At 47.9% G+C, this 20,912-nt stretch carries 22 protein-coding genes and 1 pseudogene; 22 read left to right on the top strand and 1 reads right to left on the bottom strand.

Going from position 1 to position 20,912, the window contains the following annotated elements; translation table 11 throughout:
* The first annotated feature begins 11 nt into the window (after positions 1-11).
* The 18 genes from dnaB (at position 12) to VFK44_04735 (ending at position 17,857) form a co-directional block, all read left to right on the top strand.
* On the top strand, positions 12-1,373 hold the full coding sequence (gene dnaB / locus VFK44_04820) for a replicative DNA helicase (GenBank protein ID HET7627695.1): 1,362 nt from the start codon (positions 12-14) through the stop codon (positions 1,371-1,373).
* Positions 1,374-1,526: 153 nt separating this feature from the next.
* Positions 1,527-2,813 carry an adenylosuccinate synthase gene (locus tag VFK44_04815; GenBank protein ID HET7627694.1) on the top strand — a complete coding sequence of 429 codons (1,287 nt, stop codon included), beginning with the start codon at positions 1,527-1,529 and terminating at the stop codon, positions 2,811-2,813.
* A 1,140-nt stretch (positions 2,814-3,953) separates the two neighbouring features.
* Positions 3,954-4,514: a hypothetical protein gene (locus tag VFK44_04810; protein HET7627693.1), complete on the top strand. Its 561-nt coding sequence runs from the start codon at positions 3,954-3,956 to the stop codon at positions 4,512-4,514.
* Positions 4,515-4,625: 111 nt separating this feature from the next.
* Complete coding sequence (locus tag VFK44_04805; protein ID HET7627692.1) at positions 4,626-5,396, top strand: hypothetical protein; 771 nt, start codon at positions 4,626-4,628, stop codon at positions 5,394-5,396.
* Complete coding sequence (locus VFK44_04800; protein HET7627691.1) at positions 5,386-6,099, top strand: WxPxxD family membrane protein; 714 nt, start codon at positions 5,386-5,388, stop codon at positions 6,097-6,099. Before VFK44_04805 ends, VFK44_04800 begins: the two co-directional genes overlap by 11 nt.
* Positions 6,096-6,815 (top strand): DUF2705 family protein, encoded by a 720-nt coding sequence (locus VFK44_04795; GenBank protein HET7627690.1) that lies wholly within the window; start codon positions 6,096-6,098, stop codon positions 6,813-6,815. The genes VFK44_04800 and VFK44_04795 overlap by 4 nt, the downstream gene beginning before the upstream one ends.
* A 15-nt stretch (positions 6,816-6,830) precedes the next feature.
* The gene (locus VFK44_04790; protein ID HET7627689.1) at positions 6,831-7,460 is read left to right on the top strand and encodes an ATP-binding cassette domain-containing protein; all 630 of its coding nucleotides are present in this window, start codon (positions 6,831-6,833) and stop codon (positions 7,458-7,460) included.
* Positions 7,453-8,094, top strand: a complete 642-nt coding sequence (locus tag VFK44_04785) for a hypothetical protein (GenBank protein ID HET7627688.1) — start codon at positions 7,453-7,455, stop codon at positions 8,092-8,094. Before VFK44_04790 ends, VFK44_04785 begins: the two co-directional genes overlap by 8 nt.
* A 139-nt stretch (positions 8,095-8,233) precedes the next feature.
* Positions 8,234-8,938, top strand: coding sequence for a response regulator YycF (yycF, locus tag VFK44_04780; GenBank protein HET7627687.1), 705 nt, complete (start codon positions 8,234-8,236; stop codon positions 8,936-8,938).
* Positions 8,939-8,944: 6 nt separating this feature from the next.
* Positions 8,945-10,804 (top strand): cell wall metabolism sensor histidine kinase WalK, encoded by a 1,860-nt coding sequence (gene walK / locus VFK44_04775; protein HET7627686.1) that lies wholly within the window; start codon positions 8,945-8,947, stop codon positions 10,802-10,804.
* Positions 10,785-12,194 (top strand): two-component system activity regulator YycH, encoded by a 1,410-nt coding sequence (gene yycH, locus VFK44_04770; GenBank protein HET7627685.1) that lies wholly within the window; start codon positions 10,785-10,787, stop codon positions 12,192-12,194. Before walK ends, yycH begins: the two co-directional genes overlap by 20 nt.
* Positions 12,191-13,144, top strand: coding sequence for a two-component system regulatory protein YycI (yycI, locus tag VFK44_04765; GenBank protein ID HET7627684.1), 954 nt, complete (start codon positions 12,191-12,193; stop codon positions 13,142-13,144). Before yycH ends, yycI begins: the two co-directional genes overlap by 4 nt.
* Positions 13,145-13,148: 4 nt before the next feature.
* A complete protein-coding gene (locus VFK44_04760; protein ID HET7627683.1) occupies positions 13,149-13,943 on the top strand; it encodes an MBL fold metallo-hydrolase in 795 nt (264 codons plus the stop codon).
* Positions 13,944-14,081: 138 nt separating this feature from the next.
* Positions 14,082-15,290 carry a trypsin-like peptidase domain-containing protein gene (locus VFK44_04755; GenBank protein HET7627682.1) on the top strand — a complete coding sequence of 403 codons (1,209 nt, stop codon included), beginning with the start codon at positions 14,082-14,084 and terminating at the stop codon, positions 15,288-15,290.
* A 152-nt stretch (positions 15,291-15,442) separates the two neighbouring features.
* On the top strand, positions 15,443-15,922 hold the full coding sequence (gene rlmH, locus VFK44_04750) for a 23S rRNA (pseudouridine(1915)-N(3))-methyltransferase RlmH (GenBank protein ID HET7627681.1): 480 nt from the start codon (positions 15,443-15,445) through the stop codon (positions 15,920-15,922).
* A gap of 50 nt (positions 15,923-15,972) precedes the next feature.
* Positions 15,973-16,443: a peptide-methionine (S)-S-oxide reductase gene (locus VFK44_04745; protein HET7627680.1), complete on the top strand. Its 471-nt coding sequence runs from the start codon at positions 15,973-15,975 to the stop codon at positions 16,441-16,443.
* Between the two features lie 22 nt (positions 16,444-16,465).
* On the top strand, positions 16,466-17,356 hold the full coding sequence (locus VFK44_04740) for a chromosome condensation regulator (protein ID HET7627679.1): 891 nt from the start codon (positions 16,466-16,468) through the stop codon (positions 17,354-17,356).
* Positions 17,357-17,503: 147 nt separating this feature from the next.
* The gene (locus VFK44_04735) at positions 17,504-17,857 is read left to right on the top strand and encodes a YciI family protein (GenBank protein HET7627678.1); all 354 of its coding nucleotides are present in this window, start codon (positions 17,504-17,506) and stop codon (positions 17,855-17,857) included.
* Between the two features lie 87 nt (positions 17,858-17,944).
* On the opposite strand, the gene VFK44_04730 is transcribed toward VFK44_04735, so the two are convergent.
* On the bottom strand, positions 17,945-19,198 hold the full coding sequence (locus tag VFK44_04730) for a hypothetical protein (GenBank protein HET7627677.1): 1,254 nt from the start codon (positions 19,196-19,198) through the stop codon (positions 17,945-17,947).
* A gap of 211 nt (positions 19,199-19,409) precedes the next feature.
* On the opposite strand from VFK44_04730, the pseudogene VFK44_04725 reads away from it, so the two are divergent.
* From VFK44_04725 to VFK44_04710, 4 genes and pseudogenes are all read left to right on the top strand, one after another.
* Positions 19,410-19,655: pseudogene (locus VFK44_04725) on the top strand (sigma factor).
* 103 nt (positions 19,656-19,758) lie between these two features.
* A complete protein-coding gene (locus tag VFK44_04720; GenBank protein HET7627676.1) occupies positions 19,759-20,130 on the top strand; it encodes an effector binding domain-containing protein in 372 nt (123 codons plus the stop codon).
* Between the two features lie 18 nt (positions 20,131-20,148).
* Positions 20,149-20,613, top strand: coding sequence for a phage tail protein (locus tag VFK44_04715; protein HET7627675.1), 465 nt, complete (start codon positions 20,149-20,151; stop codon positions 20,611-20,613).
* Between the two features lie 116 nt (positions 20,614-20,729).
* Positions 20,730-20,912: DUF2200 family protein (locus VFK44_04710; protein ID HET7627674.1), on the top strand; the 183-nt coding region annotated here is incomplete at its 3' end.

The raw sequence follows: 20,912 nt of genomic DNA, 5'->3' as shown, positions 1-20,912 counted from the left end.
CGTGTCCACGAATGACTGATTTGTTTGCCGATCGTACGCCGCCGCAAAACATTGAGGCGGAACAGGCGGTGCTTGGCGCGATCTTCCTCAGACCGGAAGCGATCAGCCTGGCGTCGGAACGGCTGATGCCTGAAGACTTTTATCGGACGGCTCATCAGCGCATCTTCGACGTCATGCTGGAGCTGACCGACAAGAATGAACCGGTTGACTTGATCACGGTCACTTCAGAATTGAAGGACAAACGGTTGCTCGAAGAAGTCGGCGGTGTCTCCTACTTGAGCGAGCTTGCGGACTCGGCGCCGACTGCCGCGAACATCGAATATTACAGCCGCATCGTCGAAGAAAAGTCGTTATTGCGGCGGTTGATTCGGACGGCGACCGACATCGTATCGGAAGGCTATATGCGCGAGGAAGAAGTGGAGACGATTCTCGACGATGCCGAGAAATCGATTCTCGAAGTGTCGCAACGCCGGAATTCGAGCGCGTTTAAGGCGATCAAGGACGTGCTCGTGGAGACGTACGACAACATCGAAATGCTGCAAAACCGCAAAGGCGAGGTGACCGGCATTCCGAGCGGGTTCGTCGAACTCGACCGGATGACGGCTGGCTTTCAACGCAACGACTTCATTATCGTTGCGGCGAGACCGTCGGTCGGGAAAACAGCGTTTGCGCTCAACATGGCGCAAAGCATTGCAACGCAGACGGAAGAGAACGTCGCGATCTTCAGCCTGGAGATGGGGGCGCAGCAGCTCGTCATGCGGATGTTGTGCGCGGAAGGCAACATCGACGCGCAGCGGCTCCGGACGGGGCGCCTGACGGATGATGATTGGCAGAAACTGACGATGGCGATGGGGAGCCTTTCTTCAGCCGGCATCTACATCGATGACACACCCGGCATTCGCGTGAGCGAAATTCGCGCCAAGTGCCGGCGCTTGAAGCAGGAGCAAGGGCTCGGTGTCGTCTTGATCGACTACTTGCAACTCATTCAAGGAAGCGGCCGTTCGCGGGACAACCGCCAGCAAGAAGTGTCGGAAATTTCGCGTACGCTGAAAGGGCTCGCCAGGGAGTTGGAAGTGCCGGTAATCGCGCTTAGTCAGCTTTCCCGCGGCGTGGAATCGCGGCAAGACAAACGGCCGATCATGTCCGACATCCGGGAATCGGGCAGCATCGAGCAGGACGCTGATATCGTAGCGTTCCTGTACCGCGACGACTATTACGACAAAGAGTCGGAAGATCAGAACATGATCGAAATCATCATTGCGAAGCAACGGAACGGACCTGTCGGAACCGTGGAACTCGCATTTATTAAAGAATACAACAAATTTGTGAATTTGGACCGGGCGCACCGGGAACAAAGTGCGCCGCCGGCTTGATGAACCTCTTGTCCTGTTATGGATAAGAGGTTTTTATTGATCTTGGAAAAAACGAACATAAACACCTTCTAAAGTCATGAATGTTCGGGTTTCCATTGACTTTTCCAGACAATCTTGATAAACTGGGCGTGGATTATGTGGAGGTGGGGAACGATGTCATCTGTTGTAGTAGTAGGAACACAATGGGGCGATGAAGGAAAAGGGAAAATCACGGATTTCTTGTCGGAACAGGCGGAAGTGATCGCCCGCTATCAAGGCGGCAACAATGCGGGGCACACGATCGTATTTGGCGGCACGAAATACAAGCTGCATCTCATTCCGTCGGGCATTTTTTATAAAGATAAAATTTGTGTGATCGGCAACGGGATGGTGATCGATCCGAAGGCGCTCGTCGAGGAACTCGCTTATTTGCACGGCCACGGCGTTTCGACAGCCAACTTGCGGATTTCCAACCGGGCCCATTTGATTTTGCCGTATCACCACAAGCTTGATGTGCTTGAGGAAGAAAGCAAAGGTACGAACAAAATCGGCACGACGAAAAAAGGAATCGGACCGGCGTACATGGACAAAGCCGCGCGCATCGGCATTCGCGTCGCCGATTTGCTCGAGCCGGCTGAATTTGCTGAGCGGCTCGAACGCAATTTACAAGAGAAGAACCGTTTGCTTGAGAAAGTATACGAAGTCGAAGGGTTTCAACTCGAAGACGTTCTGCAAGAATACTTGCAATATGGCAAAGAACTGGAACAATATGTGTGCGACACGTCCGTCGTACTCAATGACGCGCTCGACAACGGCCGCCGTGTCTTGTTTGAAGGCGCCCAGGGCGTTATGCTCGACATCGATCAAGGTACTTATCCGTTTGTGACTTCGTCGAATCCGGTTGCCGGCGGAGTCTCGATCGGTGCCGGTGTCGGCCCGACGAAGATTCACCATGTTGTCGGGGTTGCGAAAGCGTACACGACGCGCGTCGGCGACGGACCGTTTCCGTCCGAAGTCGAGGGCGAAACCGGCCACTTCATTCGCGAGGCCGGCAACGAATACGGAACGACGACCGGCCGGCCGCGCCGCGTCGGCTGGTTCGACAGCGTCGTCGTCCGCCACGCTCGCCGCGTGAGCGGCATTACCGACTTGTCGGTCAATTCGCTCGACGTCCTTACCGGCCTTGATTCGATTAAGATTTGCACCGCGTACCGCCATAACGGCAAAGTAATCGAAGAATTTCCGGCCAGTCTCAACGTGCTCGCCGAATGCGAGCCGGTGTACGAAGAAATGCCGGGGTGGACGGAAGACATCACCGGCGTCGAACGGCTCGACGATTTGCCGGATAACGCGCGCCACTATCTTGAGCGAATTACTGAGCTCACCGGCATTTCGTTGTCCATTTTCTCGGTCGGGCCGGACCGCTCACAAACGCATTTGCTTCGCGGCGTATATGCCTAATAGACATCAGAGTGGAGATTTTAATCTCCACTCTATTTTTTTGCCACTAAGTTTTGCTGCCCACCTGTCTTACCTTATATCAGGATTCTAACCTAGCATAAAATACTCATTTTTCAGTTTGTTGAAAATACAGCCAATTAATGGTTGCCATAAAAAGGAATAATGAATATCATAGTAGTAAGTACAGTTTCTCGACGGGGTGTATACGATGTGAAAGGAAATATCCGTTTGGTTCATATGAGGTATACCTGATCGAAATAGCGGAAAAATTGTATAAATCTAAGAATACGGTAAAAAGCGACATTCGAAAAATTCGTCGGAAAATGATTGAAGAAAGCCTTGTTGATGCTGCACTTAAGGCAAGAAAATTGGGAATTTTGTAAAAAGTAGGGGTAAAAAAAGCACCCTCCCCACCTCCAAGATATCGGTTTATGATTAAAATGTAATCGAAATTCGTTGAAGAAAGAGGTAACAAGCATTGTAGTACCTGACGATTGCAAGATTTAGAAGAAGGTTTACTAAATGTTAAAGGTTTTTTTAAGTAGTCAAAAAGCGTTAGCGTTTGTTCTTGTCTTGGGTTTCGTTGCAGGATTTACAGTTATTGGCGGGTTTAATGGAGAAAGTGTACCGGCAAGTGTAGAAACCGAAAGAAATACCTACAGACTTTACGATCCAGGTACCTATACGATGTGTCAAGGATTACTTGTATGCAACCGACTACAACTACAATCAATGGAACTTCCAGTAGAGCATACCCATAGGGATACAATAGCGATGCATACTGGGCGAAATTTGATTATCAGGTTTGGGATGCTTATTACATCGATACAGGTCGCCCATACTGGATGTATCAATGGATAAGTGACAACGCAAATAGCCAGGATGTTTTTTGGACAGGTGATTATAACGGCGTTGAATTAAGGGACGATCCTTATATTTATATTGATTTAAATGTCTGGGCACTGGACAACAGTGACGGGTCACCAACTTCTTTGTTACAAATTATGGGCAGTTACGGTATATCGGCATATTACAAGACAGCCACAAAGTATCAAATGTTTTCTGACTTCCAACTATATTACTAGAAAGGGTGATTAGATGTCTTGGAAATGAATTCTCGTTCCGACGATTGTTATCACTTTGATCGGTGTAGTTGTTGGTTATAAAATTGCTGGGATTGATCTGAAAGACGTATATAATGATGCACCTGAAGAAGTATTCCAAAGTCATCCACATAATCCGGCCAAAGATATACCAGAAGAAAAACAGCAACAGGGAGAAAAGAAAACGAGCGGCGTTAAAAAACTTCCGGGTTTTATCCCATTAAATGAAGCTTTGGGGAAAATTCCAGATAAGTTAAAAGACAAAATGAAAATGCCGACTAAACTCCCTTTTCAAGTGAACCATGTGATGGGTCAAGTTACAGTCTTGAGCGGGATTCCAAAAAAACTTAATGGCTCTAACAAAGAAGACTATATTCATCAAGAAAGGATTACATTAAAGGATGGGACGACTGCCGAGTTTATCGACAACGGTTCTTTTCAAATGATCGAGTGGGCTTATAAAGAAAACGATTTGTTTTTAAAAATTTCAAAGATCAACTTCACTTATATCCAATCTCCAGCAATAGCTGGAGGTTCTTTTCATTCTCCTCTTTTTCCCATTACAAATTTCATCATCGTTTTCAACTCGGAGCTATAAGCGGTCTCTTATTTTATTGAAACTTTTTTCCTGATTTCCCTATCCAAAGAGTAGAAGCTTGCGGGGATCCCGTGCGCTTTTCAAAGAAAAAAAGGGGAAGGAGAACGTTTCATGGTTCGAAGTCATTTGGAACGATTGCTGCATAACAAATTAAGTCGTTACATGTTTCTCTTCGTTTTGTTGCTTCCTTTGGTTGATTTTGCTCAATTGCTGCGTGAGAAACTGCGATTCGGCGTCGAGCTTCATCCGGCATCTGCTTTTTTCCTGTCGGGCTCGACCATTGGTCATACTGCGCAAATTTTGCTGCTTTGGTTTTTGCCGTTTTACAGCTTGCTCATAGGAGCCGAGGATGCAATTCAAGACAAAAAGACCGGTTATCGGAACCTTCTTATCAGCAAAGCGGGACGAAAAAACTACGTTTTGGAAAAATTAATGACCTCATTTGTTGTTTCATTTGCTGTTTTGTTCACCGCCCTTTTTGTGAACTTCGCGTTGTGTTTCTTGTTTTTTGCGAACGGAACGTCGATGCACGGGCTGGAGGAAATCAAGATGCCGGATCGTTCACTTTTCTCTTTAAGTATCGCTCACCCGTATTTGACGGTCCTCCTGTTTTCGCTCGCGGCCAGCTTGTTGGCGGGATGCGCCGGAATGCTCGGGGCTTCGGTGAGCTTGTTTTTCGCCGACCGGAAATTTGCCTATACGGCGGCCTTTTTTATTTGGTTCCTGCTCGTTTTGCGGGACCCTTCGTTGATGCTCGTCTTTCAACCGTTTGCCGAGTACGGATTCGACGTCCTTGTTCCCACCTTCCTCTTTTCGTTGACCGTGTTCATCGTTGTTGCGGTTTTTACTTTTATTTACGAGTGGAAGTTTCATGAAAACTAACAAGGTCATGGCGGTTGCCGGAATTTTGGCTTATCTTACGATGCTTTGGCTGCAGCAGAACGGCAAGTATTTGTCATTGCCAGTTCCGAAAGCGTTGTATTGGATGAATAATACGGCACACGGTTTCAACTCGATTCGGTCGCTGGCTTTGTTTTATCCTATTCCGTTCTTTCTGTTCATCAATCATTTATTTCTTGGAGAGCGCCCTTACACGATCATCAGACGACGCTCTAGAATGACTTTATACCGGGCTGTAGTTTTGAGGATTTTGGCGGCATCTGTCTTGTTTTCTATTTGCCATCTGTCCGTCAATGTCGGATGGAGCTATGTTTTCTTGGACGGGCAGGCTTTAAACGAGAGTCGTTTTCTATCTATTGCATTGGCGAACATGGTCGGTCTCGTTTGTTATTTCTTCTGGGTCGGCCTCTTGTATAGACTCGTTCATGATCTCAGCCATTCCGTCGGTGCGGCCATGCTTTTTACCGCATTCTTGCTAGGAGCGGTCTATTTCGTCGGAAAGCTTTATTTGTCTCCGGAAACGCTATGGCAGCCGTTGAACGACATGGTCCTCTTCCAATTTTTAATAGAGCGGAAATGGACGGGGATTGACGTTCTGTTGACTTATGTCAGGCAACTCAGCCTCGGTCTCGGGTTTTGTTTCATGGGTTCAGTCGTTTTGTTGCGGAAGGATTTTACATCATGAGACGGAACGCGAAAGTCGGGTTGTTTGTTTTGGTGACGATCGTTCTGCAAGCCCTGTTGATGCGTCGTTTCGGCAGTTTCGGCCCGCATTTGTCTTTTTTGGACGGCGTTCCGATCGCCGCTTCTTTTCCGATCGTGTCGCAGCTGTTGATGTATTGGTTTTTGCCGGTTGCAGGCATGAGCTTGTATTTCTCCGGCTTTTTAAGTGACAGGCTCCAAAGCTACGGAAAAGTCCTGATCGTGCGAAAGTTCAGCAAATCGAAATGGGCGGTTCAAAGGTATTTGAAGTTCATCGTCATTTTGGCTGTTTTTGTGGTGATGCAAGGGTTTCTCACCTTTCAAGAGCCGGGAACGCCGCTTTCAGCCCAATCGGCAGGTCAACTCGGGATGTATTTTTTTACACTGCTGACCGTGTTCGGTGCTCAAATCTTGTTGGAATTGTATGTTTCATCGAGGATTGCCCCGTTCCTCACGAATTTTTATATCATTTTGTCTGTTCTAATTGCCCAACGGCTCATCTTTGCCGATGCGCCGAACACCATTTGTTATTTGTTCTTGCCGAATTACGCAATGGGTTTCCGCACGGGAATCAGTCGATTTCCTGTATGGCGTACAGAAGTCATCGATCCGGCCGTCGGTTTCACGATCTTGATTGTCTTGCAAGCTGGCATCTTGATGGCGATGGTTTACAGAATTAAAAGAATGGATATTTACTGAGGGGGACGAGTGAAAATGATCGAAATGAGAGACGTCAGCAAGCAATTGAAACGGAAGCCCATATTACGCAACATTTCCGAAACCTTCGAAAGCGGGACGATCTACGGGATTTTCGGGCGAAACGGTTCCGGAAAAACGATGCTGCTTCGTGCGCTGGCGGGACTTATGGTTCCTACGGAAGGAGAAATCTTCATTAACGGGAAACAACTGCATAAAGACGTGTCGTTTCCGCCGAATGCAGGGGTGATCATCGAACATATGGAGCTGCTTCCGCAATATGATGCGTTTACGAATTTGCGCATCTTATCGAAGATCAATAAAACTGCTTCCACTGAGGATATCATTCAAGCCATTGAAAGAGTCGGACTGGATCCTTACTCCAAATTAAAAGTGAAGAAATTTTCGTTAGGGATGAAGCAAAGATTGAACATCGCACAGGCGATCTTCGAAAAACCCGATCTTTTGTTGCTTGACGAACCGACGAATGCGATCGACGAAAACGGCATCTCGCTCGTTCATCAAGTCTTTATGGAAGAAAAGGAGCGCGGCGCAACCCTTTTGATCGCCAGCCATCATCAAGAAGATATCGCACCGCTTTGTGATGTAAGATTGCGAATGGCGGAAGGGCAGTTGTTCCATGAATAAAATGCAAGGCATCGGGTTCGTTCTGCTTGCCGGTCTGTTTTCCGTTGTTCTCTTGAAAACCATTTACAACCCGCTCATGGATCTGATTCATCCAAAGGCGGCTGTCGATTTGTCTAAGCCTGTGCTGTTAAGGCCAGGGGATTATTTGGTTGGAAAAAATGAATCAGTCAAACCGGGGTTCTATGACATTAAAGCGCTTGAAGGAAAACCGGCGTTCGATAAAGTGCAGCTTTCGGAAGCGGACCAGCTGCTTGGGTGGCATTTAAAGAAAAACACGCATGTGTTGATCGAGGGCAAAGGGACGGTTCAATTGCTGCCCGCCACATACGAACCGCTTTCGATCAAGGCAAATGATACATACATGATCCACCATTCCGGATTTTATAAAATTGGTGAGCAGATTCGCGCAGGAACATATAAATTGAGCTGCACGAACAAAGCCGGGGAGAAACTGGATCAAAAGCCATTGATAAAAATCATGCCCGGTTACGAAGAAACGGCGCGCAGTGCCTATTCCTTTATAAATAAAAGCAGTTATACCATTGTGTTGAAAAAAGGAGATTTGCTGGAAATTCACAAATCGCTGTTCAACGAATATGACCATGTCGTGATTCAATTGAAACGGATTGACTAGCGCATCATTTTCGCCCGGGAGAAAGCCCGGGATTTTTTTATGGAAAATGGTTGATTTTTCCCTTCGCGAGGCTTAGATTTAAAGCTTTTCCTTAATATGATAAAATAGGAGAGATAAAAGCGAAAGTGAGGCGTGTTGTATGGAAAAACGCGTACTTGTCGTAGATGATGAAAAACCGATTGCGGATATTTTGCAATTTAACTTAGAAAAAGAAGGGTACTCGGTGACGTGTGCCTATGACGGAGACGAAGCGCTTGAAAAGGTTGAGCAGCAAAAGTTCGACTTGATTTTGCTCGACATTATGCTTCCGAACCGGGACGGCATGGAAGTATGCCGTGAGATTCGCAAGACACATGAAATGCCGATCATTATGTTGACGGCAAAAGATTCGGAGATTGACAAGGTACTGGGTCTTGAGCTCGGCGCAGATGATTATGTGACGAAGCCGTTCAGTGCCCGTGAATTGATCGCGCGGGTGAAAGCGAACATGCGCCGCCATCAGCAGGAAGCCGAGAAGAGTCCGAACGAAATGAGCGAAATTGTCATCGGCGACCTTTCGATTCATCCAGACGCTTATCTCGTGACGAAGCGAGGGGAGTCGATCGAGCTTACGCACCGCGAGTTTGAATTGCTGCATTATTTGGCGAAGCACCTCGGCCAGGTCATGACGCGGGAGCATTTACTGCAAACCGTGTGGGGTTACGATTATTTCGGGGACGTCCGGACCGTCGACGTAACGGTTCGCCGCCTCCGCGAGAAAGTCGAAGACAATCCGTCCCGGCCGGCGTGGATCGTCACGCGCCGCGGCGTAGGGTATTATTTGCGAAATCCGGAACAGGAGTAGTTCCACATGCAAAAAGTCGGGTTTTTCCGATCGATTCATTTCAAAATCGCGCTCGTTTATGTGTTGTTGCTCTTGCTGGCGATGCAGGTGATCGGGGTTTATTTTATAAGCACGCTTGGCAAGGAATTACGCGAGAATTTCAAGACGTCCATTGAAAATCAAGCTTCGACGTTGAGCCCTACCGTTGCTGAATTGATTAAAGATGCTTCCTTGAGCAACAACCGGGAGCTGCAGGACAGTTTGAGCAACATCTTATCCAACACGAACAAGAACTTGGATCAAGTCGTGCAAGTGATTTCCGCTGATAATCAGGTCGTGCTCGGAACGTCGAACACGTACAATCGCGATCATATCGTCGGCAGGAGAACTTCCGAAACTCAACTCGTTCAACAGGCCTTGTTGCTTGGTGATCCGCAGCACATGGAGGTTCGGACGGCTTCGAACAAACGAATGTATGTTTATGCCTCGCCGGTTCAACTGTACCCGAACAACAACTCGGGCGAAATTCTCGGTGTCATCTTGATCAAGGCGCCGATGGAAGATCTTTATAAACAAATTTCGGATATCATTCATATTTTCGAGGTCGGGATTGTCCTTTCGCTCGTTACCACTGCGGCGATTGGCGTATTTTTGTCGAGGACGATCACACAGCCGGTGTCGGCGATGAGAAAGCATGCCTTGCAAATTGCGCACGGGGATTTTACGCAGAAAGTCAAAGTATACGGCTACGACGAAATCGGGCAATTGGCGACCGCATTCAATCAAATGACGACTCGGTTGAAAAATGCGAACGAAACAACGGAGGCAGAACGAAAGAAACTGCGCTCGGTGTTGTCGTACATGACCGACGGCGTGATTGCCACGGACCGAAACGGCAATATCGTGCTTATGAACAATCGTGCTGAAGAAATGTTGAACGTTTACAGGCAGAATGTCTTTGGCATGCCGATTCTTTCGTTGCTGAAGCTGGAGGACACGATCTCATGGGAAGGCTTGGATGAAAACATCACCTCGAGGCTCATCGATTTAAGCGACGAGGAACAAAAGTATATTTTGCGTGCGAATTTCTCGATGATCCAAAAAGAAGAAGGGCCGTTCAACGGCGTGATCGTCGTCTTGCACGACGTGACTGAACAGGAACAAATCGAACAAGACCGACGCGAATTCGTTTCGAACGTCTCGCATGAATTGCGGACGCCGCTGACAACGATGAAAAGTTATTTGGAAGCGTTGAGCGAAGGGGCGGTCGAGGATCCCGAAATCGCGCCGAAGTTCATCGCCACTGCGCAAAACGAGACCGACCGGATGATTCGGCTCGTCAATGATTTGTTGAAACTGTCGAGAATGGACGCAAAAGATCCAAAACTGGAACTGAACCGCGTCGATTTCGTCGAGTTTTTCCACCAAATAATCGATCGTTTTGAAATGACGAAGAAAGAAAATATTCAATTCGTCCGAAAGCTGCCGAACCGGAAAGTGTATGCGACCATCGATGTTGACAAGATGACGCAAGTGCTTGACAACATTATCTCGAATGCGTTGAAGTATTCGCCGAACGGCGGTACGGTGACTTTCCAGCTGAGGCGGCTGCAGCATCATTTGCATATAACGATCAGCGATGAAGGCGTCGGAATTCCGAAATCGAAAACGACGAAAATATTTGAAAGGTTTTACCGCGTCGATAAAGCCCGTTCGCGCCAGCTCGGCGGAACCGGCCTCGGTTTGGCGATCGCCAGGGAAATGATCCATGCTCACGGCGGAGAAGTTTGGGCGGAAAGCGAATGGAACGTGGGAACCTCCTTTCACTTGACCTTACCGGTAAAAGAAAAGAAAGGAGGTGCCGTCTATGAGCTGGGAAGGGTTTAAATCGTTGCTGCTCACCTTGCTCGTCGGCTTGAGCTTCGTTCTTACGTGGAATTTGTGGACGTACCAGTTTCAATACCGCACGACTGAAAACACGGAGCCGATCAATTCGGCGCTCGTTGAGGACGGCAAACGAAATGTCGCCGACGTCGTGCAACCAATCGAAGCGGTCTATCATAAAGACACTAAACATTACGGCGTGTCGATCGGAACGGGCGTAGACAAAGTATACGAAAAAGTGAGAAATGCTGTATTCACCAACTTTGAACCGTATCCGCAAGCGATTACGAATTTGACGATTAAAGAAAAAACGAATTGGCAAGAACCGGACAGGGATCACATTGCCCTCGTTTTTCCATCCGTGATTCCGACGAACTTGTTCGGGAAGATCGTGCTTGCCAACCTTTCCGAAACGCGTGACGAACGGAAAAGCAACATTGCCGACGGCCCCGAACTATACTTTGATCGCATGGTGATTTACAATATATCGAAACAAGATGCGTCGTATTTAAAAGTATTTTTCAAAAAAGGGAATAAAACAGTCGCCCGCGCGCGATTGAATCGCATATCGTTTGGAGATCTCTCAGACCTGTTTCAAAACAGCGACGAATATGTGGAAGTCAAGGTCGACGGCCGCGAGCTGTATTTTCCGATGCATCCGAAAGTTGCGCAAGTGAGTTATGTCCGCGACGGCCAAGACGGCGGGTGGATACCGGACGAAGATTTCAAGCGAGCTTTGTTTACGTATCCGGACATTGTCGATCACCAAGGAAACGTCTATACGTCGAACGCTCAAGTGATGATCGTCAAGAACCATATCATTACGCTGCACGGGACGAACCAACCGAAAAGCAACAGTTCGAAGGACGACCAATCGATCATCCAGAAAAGCTTTGACTACATTAACAGTCATAATGGTTGGACGGACGATTACATGTTGTTTCACATGAACCTTTCGCAACCGGAAGAAAAAGTGTCGGTGGCGGAAGGGAAAGTGGTTTATCGATTGTTGATCGCGATGGCGTCTGGAAAGGCGCTGCCGGTTTTCAGCGGATCGATGATTGGCTTTGATCCAGTTACGCTGTCGGTTTCTTTCGTCAACGGAGATATCGATGAATACAGAAGATCTCAAATCAACTTCGACAAAAATCCTTTGGACGAGAAGGAAGTCGAACTTCCCTCGGGCGAACAGGTGTGGGAACGGCTGGAAAGTTCCGATTTGGATTTGGAGAAGCTTTCGGCCGTGACCGTCGGCTATTATATGGATTATCCGCCGGACGCGATGACGATTCGATTCTCGCCGAAATGGTTCGTTCGCTATGACGGGAGATGGCAAACGATCGACGATTTGTTGAAAAAGAACGAGGAGCAAGAAAGGAGGGGCGATGAATGAATTGGAGCCGCACGAAAATGATTTTTCTCGTCGCCTTCCTCGCCCTGGACTTGTTTCTTGGCTTTCGGTTGTATGAGGCAAGACAATTTACGATTCCGGTACAGGATTCGAACGGACAATCGGCGAAGGACGAACTGAAGTATCAAAATATTACGTACCATCCGGAGGAACTTCCGCAAATCAAGGAAGCCAGCTACATTAAAGGGGAACTTGTGTCGTTTTTCGAGGATACTCCGGTTCCGAATGATCAAGGGCAACCCTCGCCGGATGGCGGAAAGGACAACAAAGGCGGCAAGGGGAAGATCAATCAACCGCGATTAAAACCTTTTGCACGGGATTTGCAGTTTATCGAAGGGAAGAAAGTTCAGGTCATTCGACAAGGAAACGATAAAGCGGAAATCTTTGTTAAATTGTTAAAGCCGTTTGCCATATCCGAGCCTTCTTCCGAAACTTTTTCTTCGGAGCTCGCCACGTTTCTGAAAACCTATGTGTATCAAGGGGGCGAATACCGGTATTGGAAAACGGACGAGTCAACGGGAATGTACATTTTGGTGCAAAGTTACAAGGATCATCCGGTGTTTGCGAAAAGCACCTTTGAAAATGGGGCATTGCGACTTTTTCATGCGAACGGTCAAATCACGGATTATAAACAAACGTACTTGAAAATTACCCCTATCGAAAACAGCGCAGGGAAGAAAATGATCCTTTCCCCGATCAATGCGATCTACGCATTGTTCAATCATAATTACATTTCGACCGGCGGTGAGGTTGAAGACGTCGAGTTGAGTTATTACAATGGATTAGAAGCGAATCGGGACACCAAAATTTTTGCTCCGTACTGGCATGTGAAGGTAATGCCTAGTCCAGGGAAGAAGGCGAGATGGTATTTCGTCAACGCCGTTAACGGAGCGATACAAGTTCCCGATCAAGAAGACGAAACGGCGGGGTGAAACGATGGGGTTGAGATTCAGTGTGCTGGCGAGCGGAAGTACGGGGAACGCCGTATACGTGGAATCGGACAAGCAGCGGTTGCTCATCGACTGCGGATTAAGCGGTAAAAAAATAACCGAGCTGCTGGCACAAATTGACTGCAAACCGGAAACATTGGACGGCATTCTGGTCACGCACGAGCACAGTGATCACGTGAAAGGACTCGGCGTCGTGGCCAGACGCTTCCAATTGCCGATCTACGCAAATGAAAAAACTTGGAACGCCATGAAAGACGCGATTGGCGACGTCGACACCGGACAAAAATTCATTTTTAACACGGAAACCGTACATACTTTCGGCGACATAGACGTCGAATCGTTCGGCGTCTCTCATGACGCGGCCGAACCGATGTTTTTCGTCTTTCACCATGAAGGGCGCAAACTGGCACTGGCGACCGATCTCGGTTATGTTTCCGATCGCATCAAAGGCACGGTGAGAAACGCGGACAGTTTTATTTTTGAAGCGAATCACGATATTAACATGCTCATGTCGGGCAAATATCCGTGGAACGTCAAGAGACGCATTCTCGGGGATCTTGGGCACATTTCGAACGAAGATTCGGCCGAAGCCCTCGCCGAGGTGATCGGCGACCAGACGAATAAAGTCTATCTTGCGCACTTGAGCAAGGATAATAACATGAAAGAGCTCGCCCGCATGTCTGTCGAGCAAAAGTTGCGGGAAAGAGGCATCGAGGTCGGACGATCGCTTCGCTTATTCGATACCGACCCGGCTGTACCGACAGAACTGGATGCCGTATAAAGCTCCGTTTAGGGCCATCGATTTGGGGGAATGTAGTAATAGGATGAAAGATGTGAAAATCTCCCCACATTCAGCGGCTGACGGAGAGAAATCCGCTATAATACAGACAGCACGTTATGGAAAGGAAAGGTGACAGCAGTGGGTTATTATGATCAAGACTATGAACGAAACGAATCCGGCGGTCGGGGGACGCGAAAAGGCGGACGCGGCGGCTGGTTTTTCGCTGGGCTGCTCGGAGCCATCATCGGCGTATTGATCTCGGCATTTCTCTTTCCGGCGATCGGCATCATGAATCCCGACTCTGCGAACGTCACGCCCGAACAAAAGGATCAACAACCGGCGCCGACGGTGAACAAAACCATCAACGTAGACGTGAACACCGCCGCTGAAAAGGCGGTCGACAAAGTTTCCGACGCGGTCGTCGGCGTCATTAACTTCCAAAGCGGCGATTTCTTCGCCCAGCAACAAGCGCAGCCGGAAGGTCTCGGTTCCGGGGTCGTTTATAAGAAAGAGGACGGCAAAGCATACATCGTAACGAACAACCATGTCGTGGAAGGCGCCACAAAGTTGGAAGTGAGCTTGAAGAACAGTAAAACGATTCCGGCGAACTTGATCGGCAGAGATCCGGTCATGGACCTTGCCGTACTTACTGTGGATGCGGATAAGGTAAGCACGGTGGCAGAACTTGGCGATTCCGATGGATTGGAACGCGCGGAACCGGTCATTGCCATCGGCAATCCGCTTGGGTTCTCCGGAACGGTAACGATGGGCATTGTCAGTTCGAAAAACCGCACCGTTCCTAGAGACGTCGACGGTGACGGGGAGCCGGATTGGAGCGCCGAAGTCATTCAGACGGATGCAGCAATCAATCCCGGCAACAGCGGGGGAGCCTTGATCAACCTTGCCGGCCAAGTCGTCGGCATCAACTCGATGAAAATTTCCGAAACGTCAGTGGAAGGCATCGGATTTGCGATTCCGATCAATTCGGTGAAACCGATCATTGCTGAAATCGAGAAATACGGAAAGGTTGTTCGTCCGTATATTGGCATCTACTATCGACCGTTGTCTGATTTTCCGGATGCGTACCGCAAGAAATTGTTCAATTTGCCGGATGATGTGAACCGCGGACTCGTTGTTCGTGCTATTCAACCGGGAGGTCCGGCAGACAAAGCAGGATTGAAACCAGAAGACGTGATCGTCACGATCAACGGCCATAAGATCGAGAACGCTTTACAATTCAAGCATTACTTGTACACGAAACTCCAGCCAGGCGACGAAGTGAAATTCGACGTCTACCGAAACGGCAACAAGATGACCGTTACCGTCAAGTTGGGGCAATCAAGCTAAACGTGTCATGCCGGAGAGACTCTCTCCGGCCTGTTTTTTGCCAAGGAATTCCGTATATTGTGACAAACCCATGTTCTGCCACGACATGTGGACATCCATGTGTATATGTGGATAACCATTGTGGACAGCCTGTTTATAGGAGTGGATAACTTATGAATATCACGATCGCCTGCGTAGGCAAATTGAAAGAAAAGCATTTGCGGCAAGGAATCGCGGAATATGAGAAGCGGCTCAAACCCTTTGCCAGGCTTGACTTCATCGAAGTTCCCGATGAAAAAGCCCCCGAGTCCATGAGCGAAGCCGAAGCCGAACTCGTGAAACAAGCCGAAGGCGAGCGCCTGTTGATAAAAATTCCGAACGACGCCTACGTCATCGCCCTCTCCCTCGATGGCAAACCGCTCACTTCCGAGCAATTCGCCGCCAAACTCGACGAACTCGCCACCTACGGCCGCAGCAAAATCGTCTTCGTCATCGGCGGCTCCCTCGGCCTAAGCGACGCCGTTTTGCAACGTGCCGACATGAAGCTGTCTTTTTCGAAGCTGACTTTCCCGCATCAATTGATGCGGTTGATTTTGATTGAGCAGGTGTACCGGGCTTTTAAGATTAAACGGGGGGAGCCTTATCATAAGTGACTGCTGTTTTTCTATTTCATTTTTATATTTCAGCAAAAAGGAGACCCAACATGGAAGTCGTATATTTCGCGGGTGGATGCCTATGGGGAGTACAAGCTTTTATAAAATCGTTACCGGGTGTTGAGTTCACAGAAGCGGGAAGAGCGAATGGAACGAGTCATACACTCGATGGAGACTATGACGGCTATGCTGAGTGTGTCAAAACAGGATTCGATCCAAGCCGTGTAACGATCACGGAGTTAATGGGCTATTTCTTTGAAATCATTGATCCTTATAGTTTGAATAAGCAAGGACAGGATGTCGGTGAGAAATACAGAACAGGCGTGTATAGTGAAGAGCCTAAACATTTGGAAGAGGCGAAGGCGTTTATTCGTGAGAGACCCGATCGTGACCGTATTGTTGTCGAAGTCTTACCCCTGACAAACAATGTGAGAAGTGCAGAAGAACATCAAGATCGATTAGCCAAATACCCTAATGATTACTGTCATATTCCGCAAGAAATATTAAGCAAATATCAGTAAAAGTTCATGCAGGGGGCAAATTATGGATCACAATTCACCGACAGAACCGGCCTTACAGCTGAAAAAGTGGCCGAAAGCTACGATAGCGGCGGGACGAAGACATACCGTTGGGTTAAAATCGGACGGTACGGTAATGGCTGCGGGGGACAACAAATCTGGTCAATGCGAGGTCAACGGCTGGCACGATATGATTGCGATCGCAGCGGGCAGTGTCCACATGGCGAGAAACACGGGTAACGCTCATACCATCGGATTAAAATCGGACGGCACGGCCACAGCTGTCGGTTGGAATAACCATGGCGAATGCGAGGTAAGTGATTGGTGTGATCTTGCCGCCATTGCAGCGGGTTGGCGGCGTTCCATTGGGTTGAAATCCGATGGAACCGTGGTTGCTGCGGGGCGAAATAATGAAGGCCAATGCAATGTAGGTGATTGGAGTGAGATTGCAGCGATTGCGGCGGGTGACTGGCATACCATCGGTTTAAAAATGGATGGCACGGTCGCGGCTGCGGGAAATAATCGGTATGGGCAATGCAATGTGGGTGATTGGCACGACATAGCGGCCGTATCCGCGGGTTACCTTCATACCGTTGGCCTGAAATCGGACGGAACAGCGACAGCTGTCGGTATCAATAAGCATAACCAATGCGACGTTAGCGGTTGGCGCGATATTGTGTCGATAAAAGCAGGGAGTAAACACACCGTCGGGTTAAAATCGGATGGCACGGTGGTCGCTGCAGGTTGGAATGAGTACGGGCAATGTAATGTAGATCATTGGCGCGATATTGCAGCGATCGCGGCGGGTTGTGCGCATACCGTGGGTCTTAAAGCGGACGATACGGTGGTGGCTGCAGGTGATAATGAATATGGCCAATGCGAGGTAAGCAACTGGCAAGGCATTCGACTGCCGTAACAAATTAAAACCTAGATAGAAAAAAAGTGTCCCAAAGGACCTTATAATGTTTGTAGCTTTCGCGTCAAACAACAGCTAAACTATTATTATCAAAAAGAATATCCCTATGCGTGTTCCTGCGCATCTGTTTTTTAAGGAGGAAGATCAATGCTGTTCATGCTGGTTGTCAAAGCCTCGAAGCATTCGGAAGCCGGAGAGATGCCGAGTCTAGAGCTCCAGGAAGCCATGGATCAATACAATGAGGAATTAATGGAAGCCGGCGTGCGGGTGATGGCGAAAGGTCTTCATCCCAGTTCAAATGGCCTTCGCATTTCCTACCCAAAACCAGGAGAAGAGCCAGTGGTTACTGAAGGTCCATTTAGTCCAACGAATGAATTGATTGCCGGGTTCTTTCTGCTTGAGGTAAAGTCGAGAGAAGAGGCCATAGATTGGGCGATGCGCTGTCCAGATCCGATGGGACGTGGGGAAGGTCAGGTTGAATTGCGTCAGGTCTTTGATTGAGGCAGTGGAAAAAGGAAGGTCGCCGCATGAAAAAAGCATCTGAAAGCGAGGCTCAACCCTCACTTCAGATGCTTTTTTTTAAACCTTTTAAGACACATAAGCTTGGATCTCGCGAAAAAAAGTGCGGACGCCGTAGGCCCAGTGTCGGTCGGTGGCGTAGACGCCGAGTCCGGCGTGGTTGTTCAAGTCGTTGATCCAGATGATTGGATCTTCGCCGGCCGGCGGCGGGACGGAAAGTTTGACTTGAATGATCTCCGCTGCATAGGCTGCCGATTGGGCGAGTGTTGTGTGATACAGTGCCCAGCTGCCGAAGACGTCAAAGGGATTCGCGAGTTTCATAGCCTCATAGGGTGTGCCTTCTTGAACAAAATTGAGTTCCTGGCCGGTGATCGCGATCATCAGCGCTGGGTTGACGTTATAGGCTTTTGCCACGTTGCAGATTGTCTCGATGTCGTTTAGCGAAAATGCAGAACCTTTATTTTTCACAAAAGCATACAGCTTCTCTGGTGAAATCGGGTGGTAACGAAGGGCCGCGACGACGACGGACGAGGAGCTGCGGTGGCTCGCGAGAATTCTCTTTTGTTGTTCTGCTTGTTCTTTTAATTTTTCAAGCTTCGATTGGATCGATTTTAACGCCTCTTGTTGATGACGGATGTTCGATTGGACCTGATTTTTTTCCGAGTTCAGCTGCTGAATCAGTGCTTTTTGCTGTTGTTGCTTCTTATGCAATTGTGCTTTTAAATGGTTTAAATCATTCAGCTGATGCTGAAGAGAATCGAGTTGTTTTTTCACGTTGGCTTCAGCGGCCACTAATTTTTTCTTATCGGCCATTTGGTTGTCCAACAATCGCTTGTCCTGCTTGACGATCAAGTTGAGCGCGTATACCCGGTCAATCAAATCGCCGAAGCTTTGGGCTCTAAGCAAGACCTGAATGTAAGGCACGCTGCTCCCGTTTTTATACATATAGCGCACGCGTTCTGTCAACAACTCATTGCGGCGTTTAATGCGTTTTTCGGTTGCTGCAATCTCTTTTTTTAACTGGTCAATTTTCTGTTGGGTCTGTTCGATGTGTGATTGTTTTTCAGTGATTTGATGCTGGGTGCTTGAGATTTCATTCGTCAATTCGTTCATTTTTTGAATCGCTTGATTCCAATGCTCGCGGACGGTGTCCAATTTGCTTTTTTGTTGGTTGATTTCTGCTTTTGCGGCGTCTTTTTTCTTATGTACTTGTTTGATTTGCTTGTGCAGTTGATCGAGTGTGTCCGCCGATGCCGGATGAACGCTTGTCATCGCTAGCGAAACGGATACCCCGAGTGCGACGCCGATCATTTTTCGTTTCATAACCACGCCTCTCCCCCCGTGAGATTATGGAAGGTAAAATCACTGAAAGAGCCCCCTATGATACTAAATTTTATTTTATCACCCTAATTGTTCAGTTAAGTTACAATGGAATTTCAAAATGTTACAAAGGGTACGTCGCAGCGAAATGAAATCTGCTGAAGCCAAATTGCGAACGCAGCCGTCTAATGGGTAAATCCTCACATATTGGGAAATGAAGGTGAATGACATTATTCGATTGGTTACGAAAGCTCAGAAGGGTGACAAGGAGGCTTTTCTAACGCTTTTCCAAGAATATGAAAGAGACGTTTACCGGATGGCTTACTTGTATGTCAAAAATAAAGACGATGCCCTGGATGTGGTTCAAGAAACCGCTTATCGCTCATTTAAAAAGCTAAGCACGTTAAAGCATCCGGAATTTTTCAAAACATGGTTAATCAAGATCGCCATTAGCTGCGCGACCGCTCTAGTGTGTAAACTGCCCTTTTTTTCACCCGTTGATAGGTATATAATAGCGTAAAACCATGTCAAAAAATGATACTGTTTAAGAAAGAGACAGCTTTATCGTCATCGGTTTGGGAACGGAACTCAAGAGTCATTACACCGATTTTGCCGGCATTAGCAAGGAAAAGGCGGACTTTTGGGAGGCGGTCAACGGCAAGTTGATGTATTATGCGGGCGTCCTGGCAGAAGGATCGGATGCACCAGAGGAAGCAAGAGTGATCCAATTTCCAAAGGGGGAATACGTGGTCGTAAAAGGCGAAGATAAGTCGGCGGAGGCGTTGCATGAGAAGGTCACCGGTATCGCTTTCGGACAAGCCTTGCCAGAAGCAACAGATGTTGCATATGTTGGCGGACCCAATGCATCGGTTGTGAAGGGACAGCAAGACGGTTTATTTTATGGTGAAATGTTGATTCCAGTCGTTAGGAAATAGAAAAAGGAGGGTTGGCTCATGTCTTATGTCGTCGATTTTAAAAATGTTTCCACGGTCGGTTTAGAGTCTTCCCCTGTAGCCGAAGCACTTGCAGGATTGCGCGCGAATGAAGCTCGTTATTTCATGAACAAATACAAGCATGAATTTACAGTGGTACCGGCAAGCGAAAGCCAAGAGACGATTGATTATGTGAACCGCATTTTAAAAGAAGAACGGGGGATTGAATTTGCGGCGAAACCGTTAGAAACGTCGCAATTCCAAGTCGAAAACATTAAAATGGCTTACGTGTTTTACGAGGATGGTCTTACGGTCAACGTCATGTATACGATGGATGAGGAAGGAAAGCGGGCCGTAGGTTTTAAGCTTTCTGAAGGAATGGAAGTTCCGAAGGAGTTAGAAAGAAAGTTTAAGTTTGCCAGACAGAAGTCGAAGCTGGCAGGAACGATTCGCGGCTCGTATTTCGTCATTAAAGGTGAATATTAATCGCCATTTCTCATAGGCATCCGATGTGAGACTGTGATCTCATTTCGGATGCATTTTTATTAAATCTGATGTGGTAAACTGAAGAAAATGTGAACTTAACAACGAGGCGGTAAATTATGGCGAAACATAGGATTTATACAACGAGTGTTGCAAGTGTCTATCCCCATTATGTGACGAAGGCGGAGAAAAAAGGACGGACGAAAGCAGAAGTCGATGAAATTATCCGTTGGTTGACGGGGTACAGCCAGGAAGCTTTAGAAGCGCAGCTCGAAAAGCAGACTGACTTTGAGACGTTCTTT

This window comes from Bacillales bacterium (assembly GCA_035700025.1).
In the GTDB taxonomy this organism is placed as follows: domain Bacteria; phylum Bacillota; class Bacilli; order Bacillales; family DASSOY01; genus DASSOY01.
Note: the sequence above shows the minus strand (reverse complement) of the source record. Positions and strands in the feature narration are given on the sequence as shown.

Coding starts and splice junctions, on each gene's coding strand:
- yycH (HET7627685.1), top strand. CDS start 10,785: ATGAGCTGGGAAGGGTTTAAATCGTTGCTGCTCACCTTGCTCGTCGGC.
- yycF (HET7627687.1), top strand. CDS start 8,234: ATGGAAAAACGCGTACTTGTCGTAGATGATGAAAAACCGATTGCGGAT.
- VFK44_04740 (HET7627679.1), top strand. CDS start 16,466: ATGGATCACAATTCACCGACAGAACCGGCCTTACAGCTGAAAAAGTGG.
- VFK44_04785 (HET7627688.1), top strand. CDS start 7,453: ATGAATAAAATGCAAGGCATCGGGTTCGTTCTGCTTGCCGGTCTGTTT.
- VFK44_04715 (HET7627675.1), top strand. CDS start 20,149: ATGTCTTATGTCGTCGATTTTAAAAATGTTTCCACGGTCGGTTTAGAG.
- VFK44_04815 (HET7627694.1), top strand. CDS start 1,527: ATGTCATCTGTTGTAGTAGTAGGAACACAATGGGGCGATGAAGGAAAA.
- dnaB (HET7627695.1), top strand. CDS start 12: ATGACTGATTTGTTTGCCGATCGTACGCCGCCGCAAAACATTGAGGCG.
- VFK44_04735 (HET7627678.1), top strand. CDS start 17,504: ATGCTGTTCATGCTGGTTGTCAAAGCCTCGAAGCATTCGGAAGCCGGA.
- VFK44_04730 (HET7627677.1), bottom strand. CDS start 19,198: ATGAAACGAAAAATGATCGGCGTCGCACTCGGGGTATCCGTTTCGCTA.
- rlmH (HET7627681.1), top strand. CDS start 15,443: ATGAATATCACGATCGCCTGCGTAGGCAAATTGAAAGAAAAGCATTTG.
- walK (HET7627686.1), top strand. CDS start 8,945: ATGCAAAAAGTCGGGTTTTTCCGATCGATTCATTTCAAAATCGCGCTC.
- VFK44_04805 (HET7627692.1), top strand. CDS start 4,626: ATGGTTCGAAGTCATTTGGAACGATTGCTGCATAACAAATTAAGTCGT.
- VFK44_04795 (HET7627690.1), top strand. CDS start 6,096: ATGAGACGGAACGCGAAAGTCGGGTTGTTTGTTTTGGTGACGATCGTT.
- yycI (HET7627684.1), top strand. CDS start 12,191: ATGAATTGGAGCCGCACGAAAATGATTTTTCTCGTCGCCTTCCTCGCC.
- VFK44_04745 (HET7627680.1), top strand. CDS start 15,973: ATGGAAGTCGTATATTTCGCGGGTGGATGCCTATGGGGAGTACAAGCT.
- VFK44_04790 (HET7627689.1), top strand. CDS start 6,831: ATGATCGAAATGAGAGACGTCAGCAAGCAATTGAAACGGAAGCCCATA.
- VFK44_04800 (HET7627691.1), top strand. CDS start 5,386: ATGAAAACTAACAAGGTCATGGCGGTTGCCGGAATTTTGGCTTATCTT.
- VFK44_04760 (HET7627683.1), top strand. CDS start 13,149: ATGGGGTTGAGATTCAGTGTGCTGGCGAGCGGAAGTACGGGGAACGCC.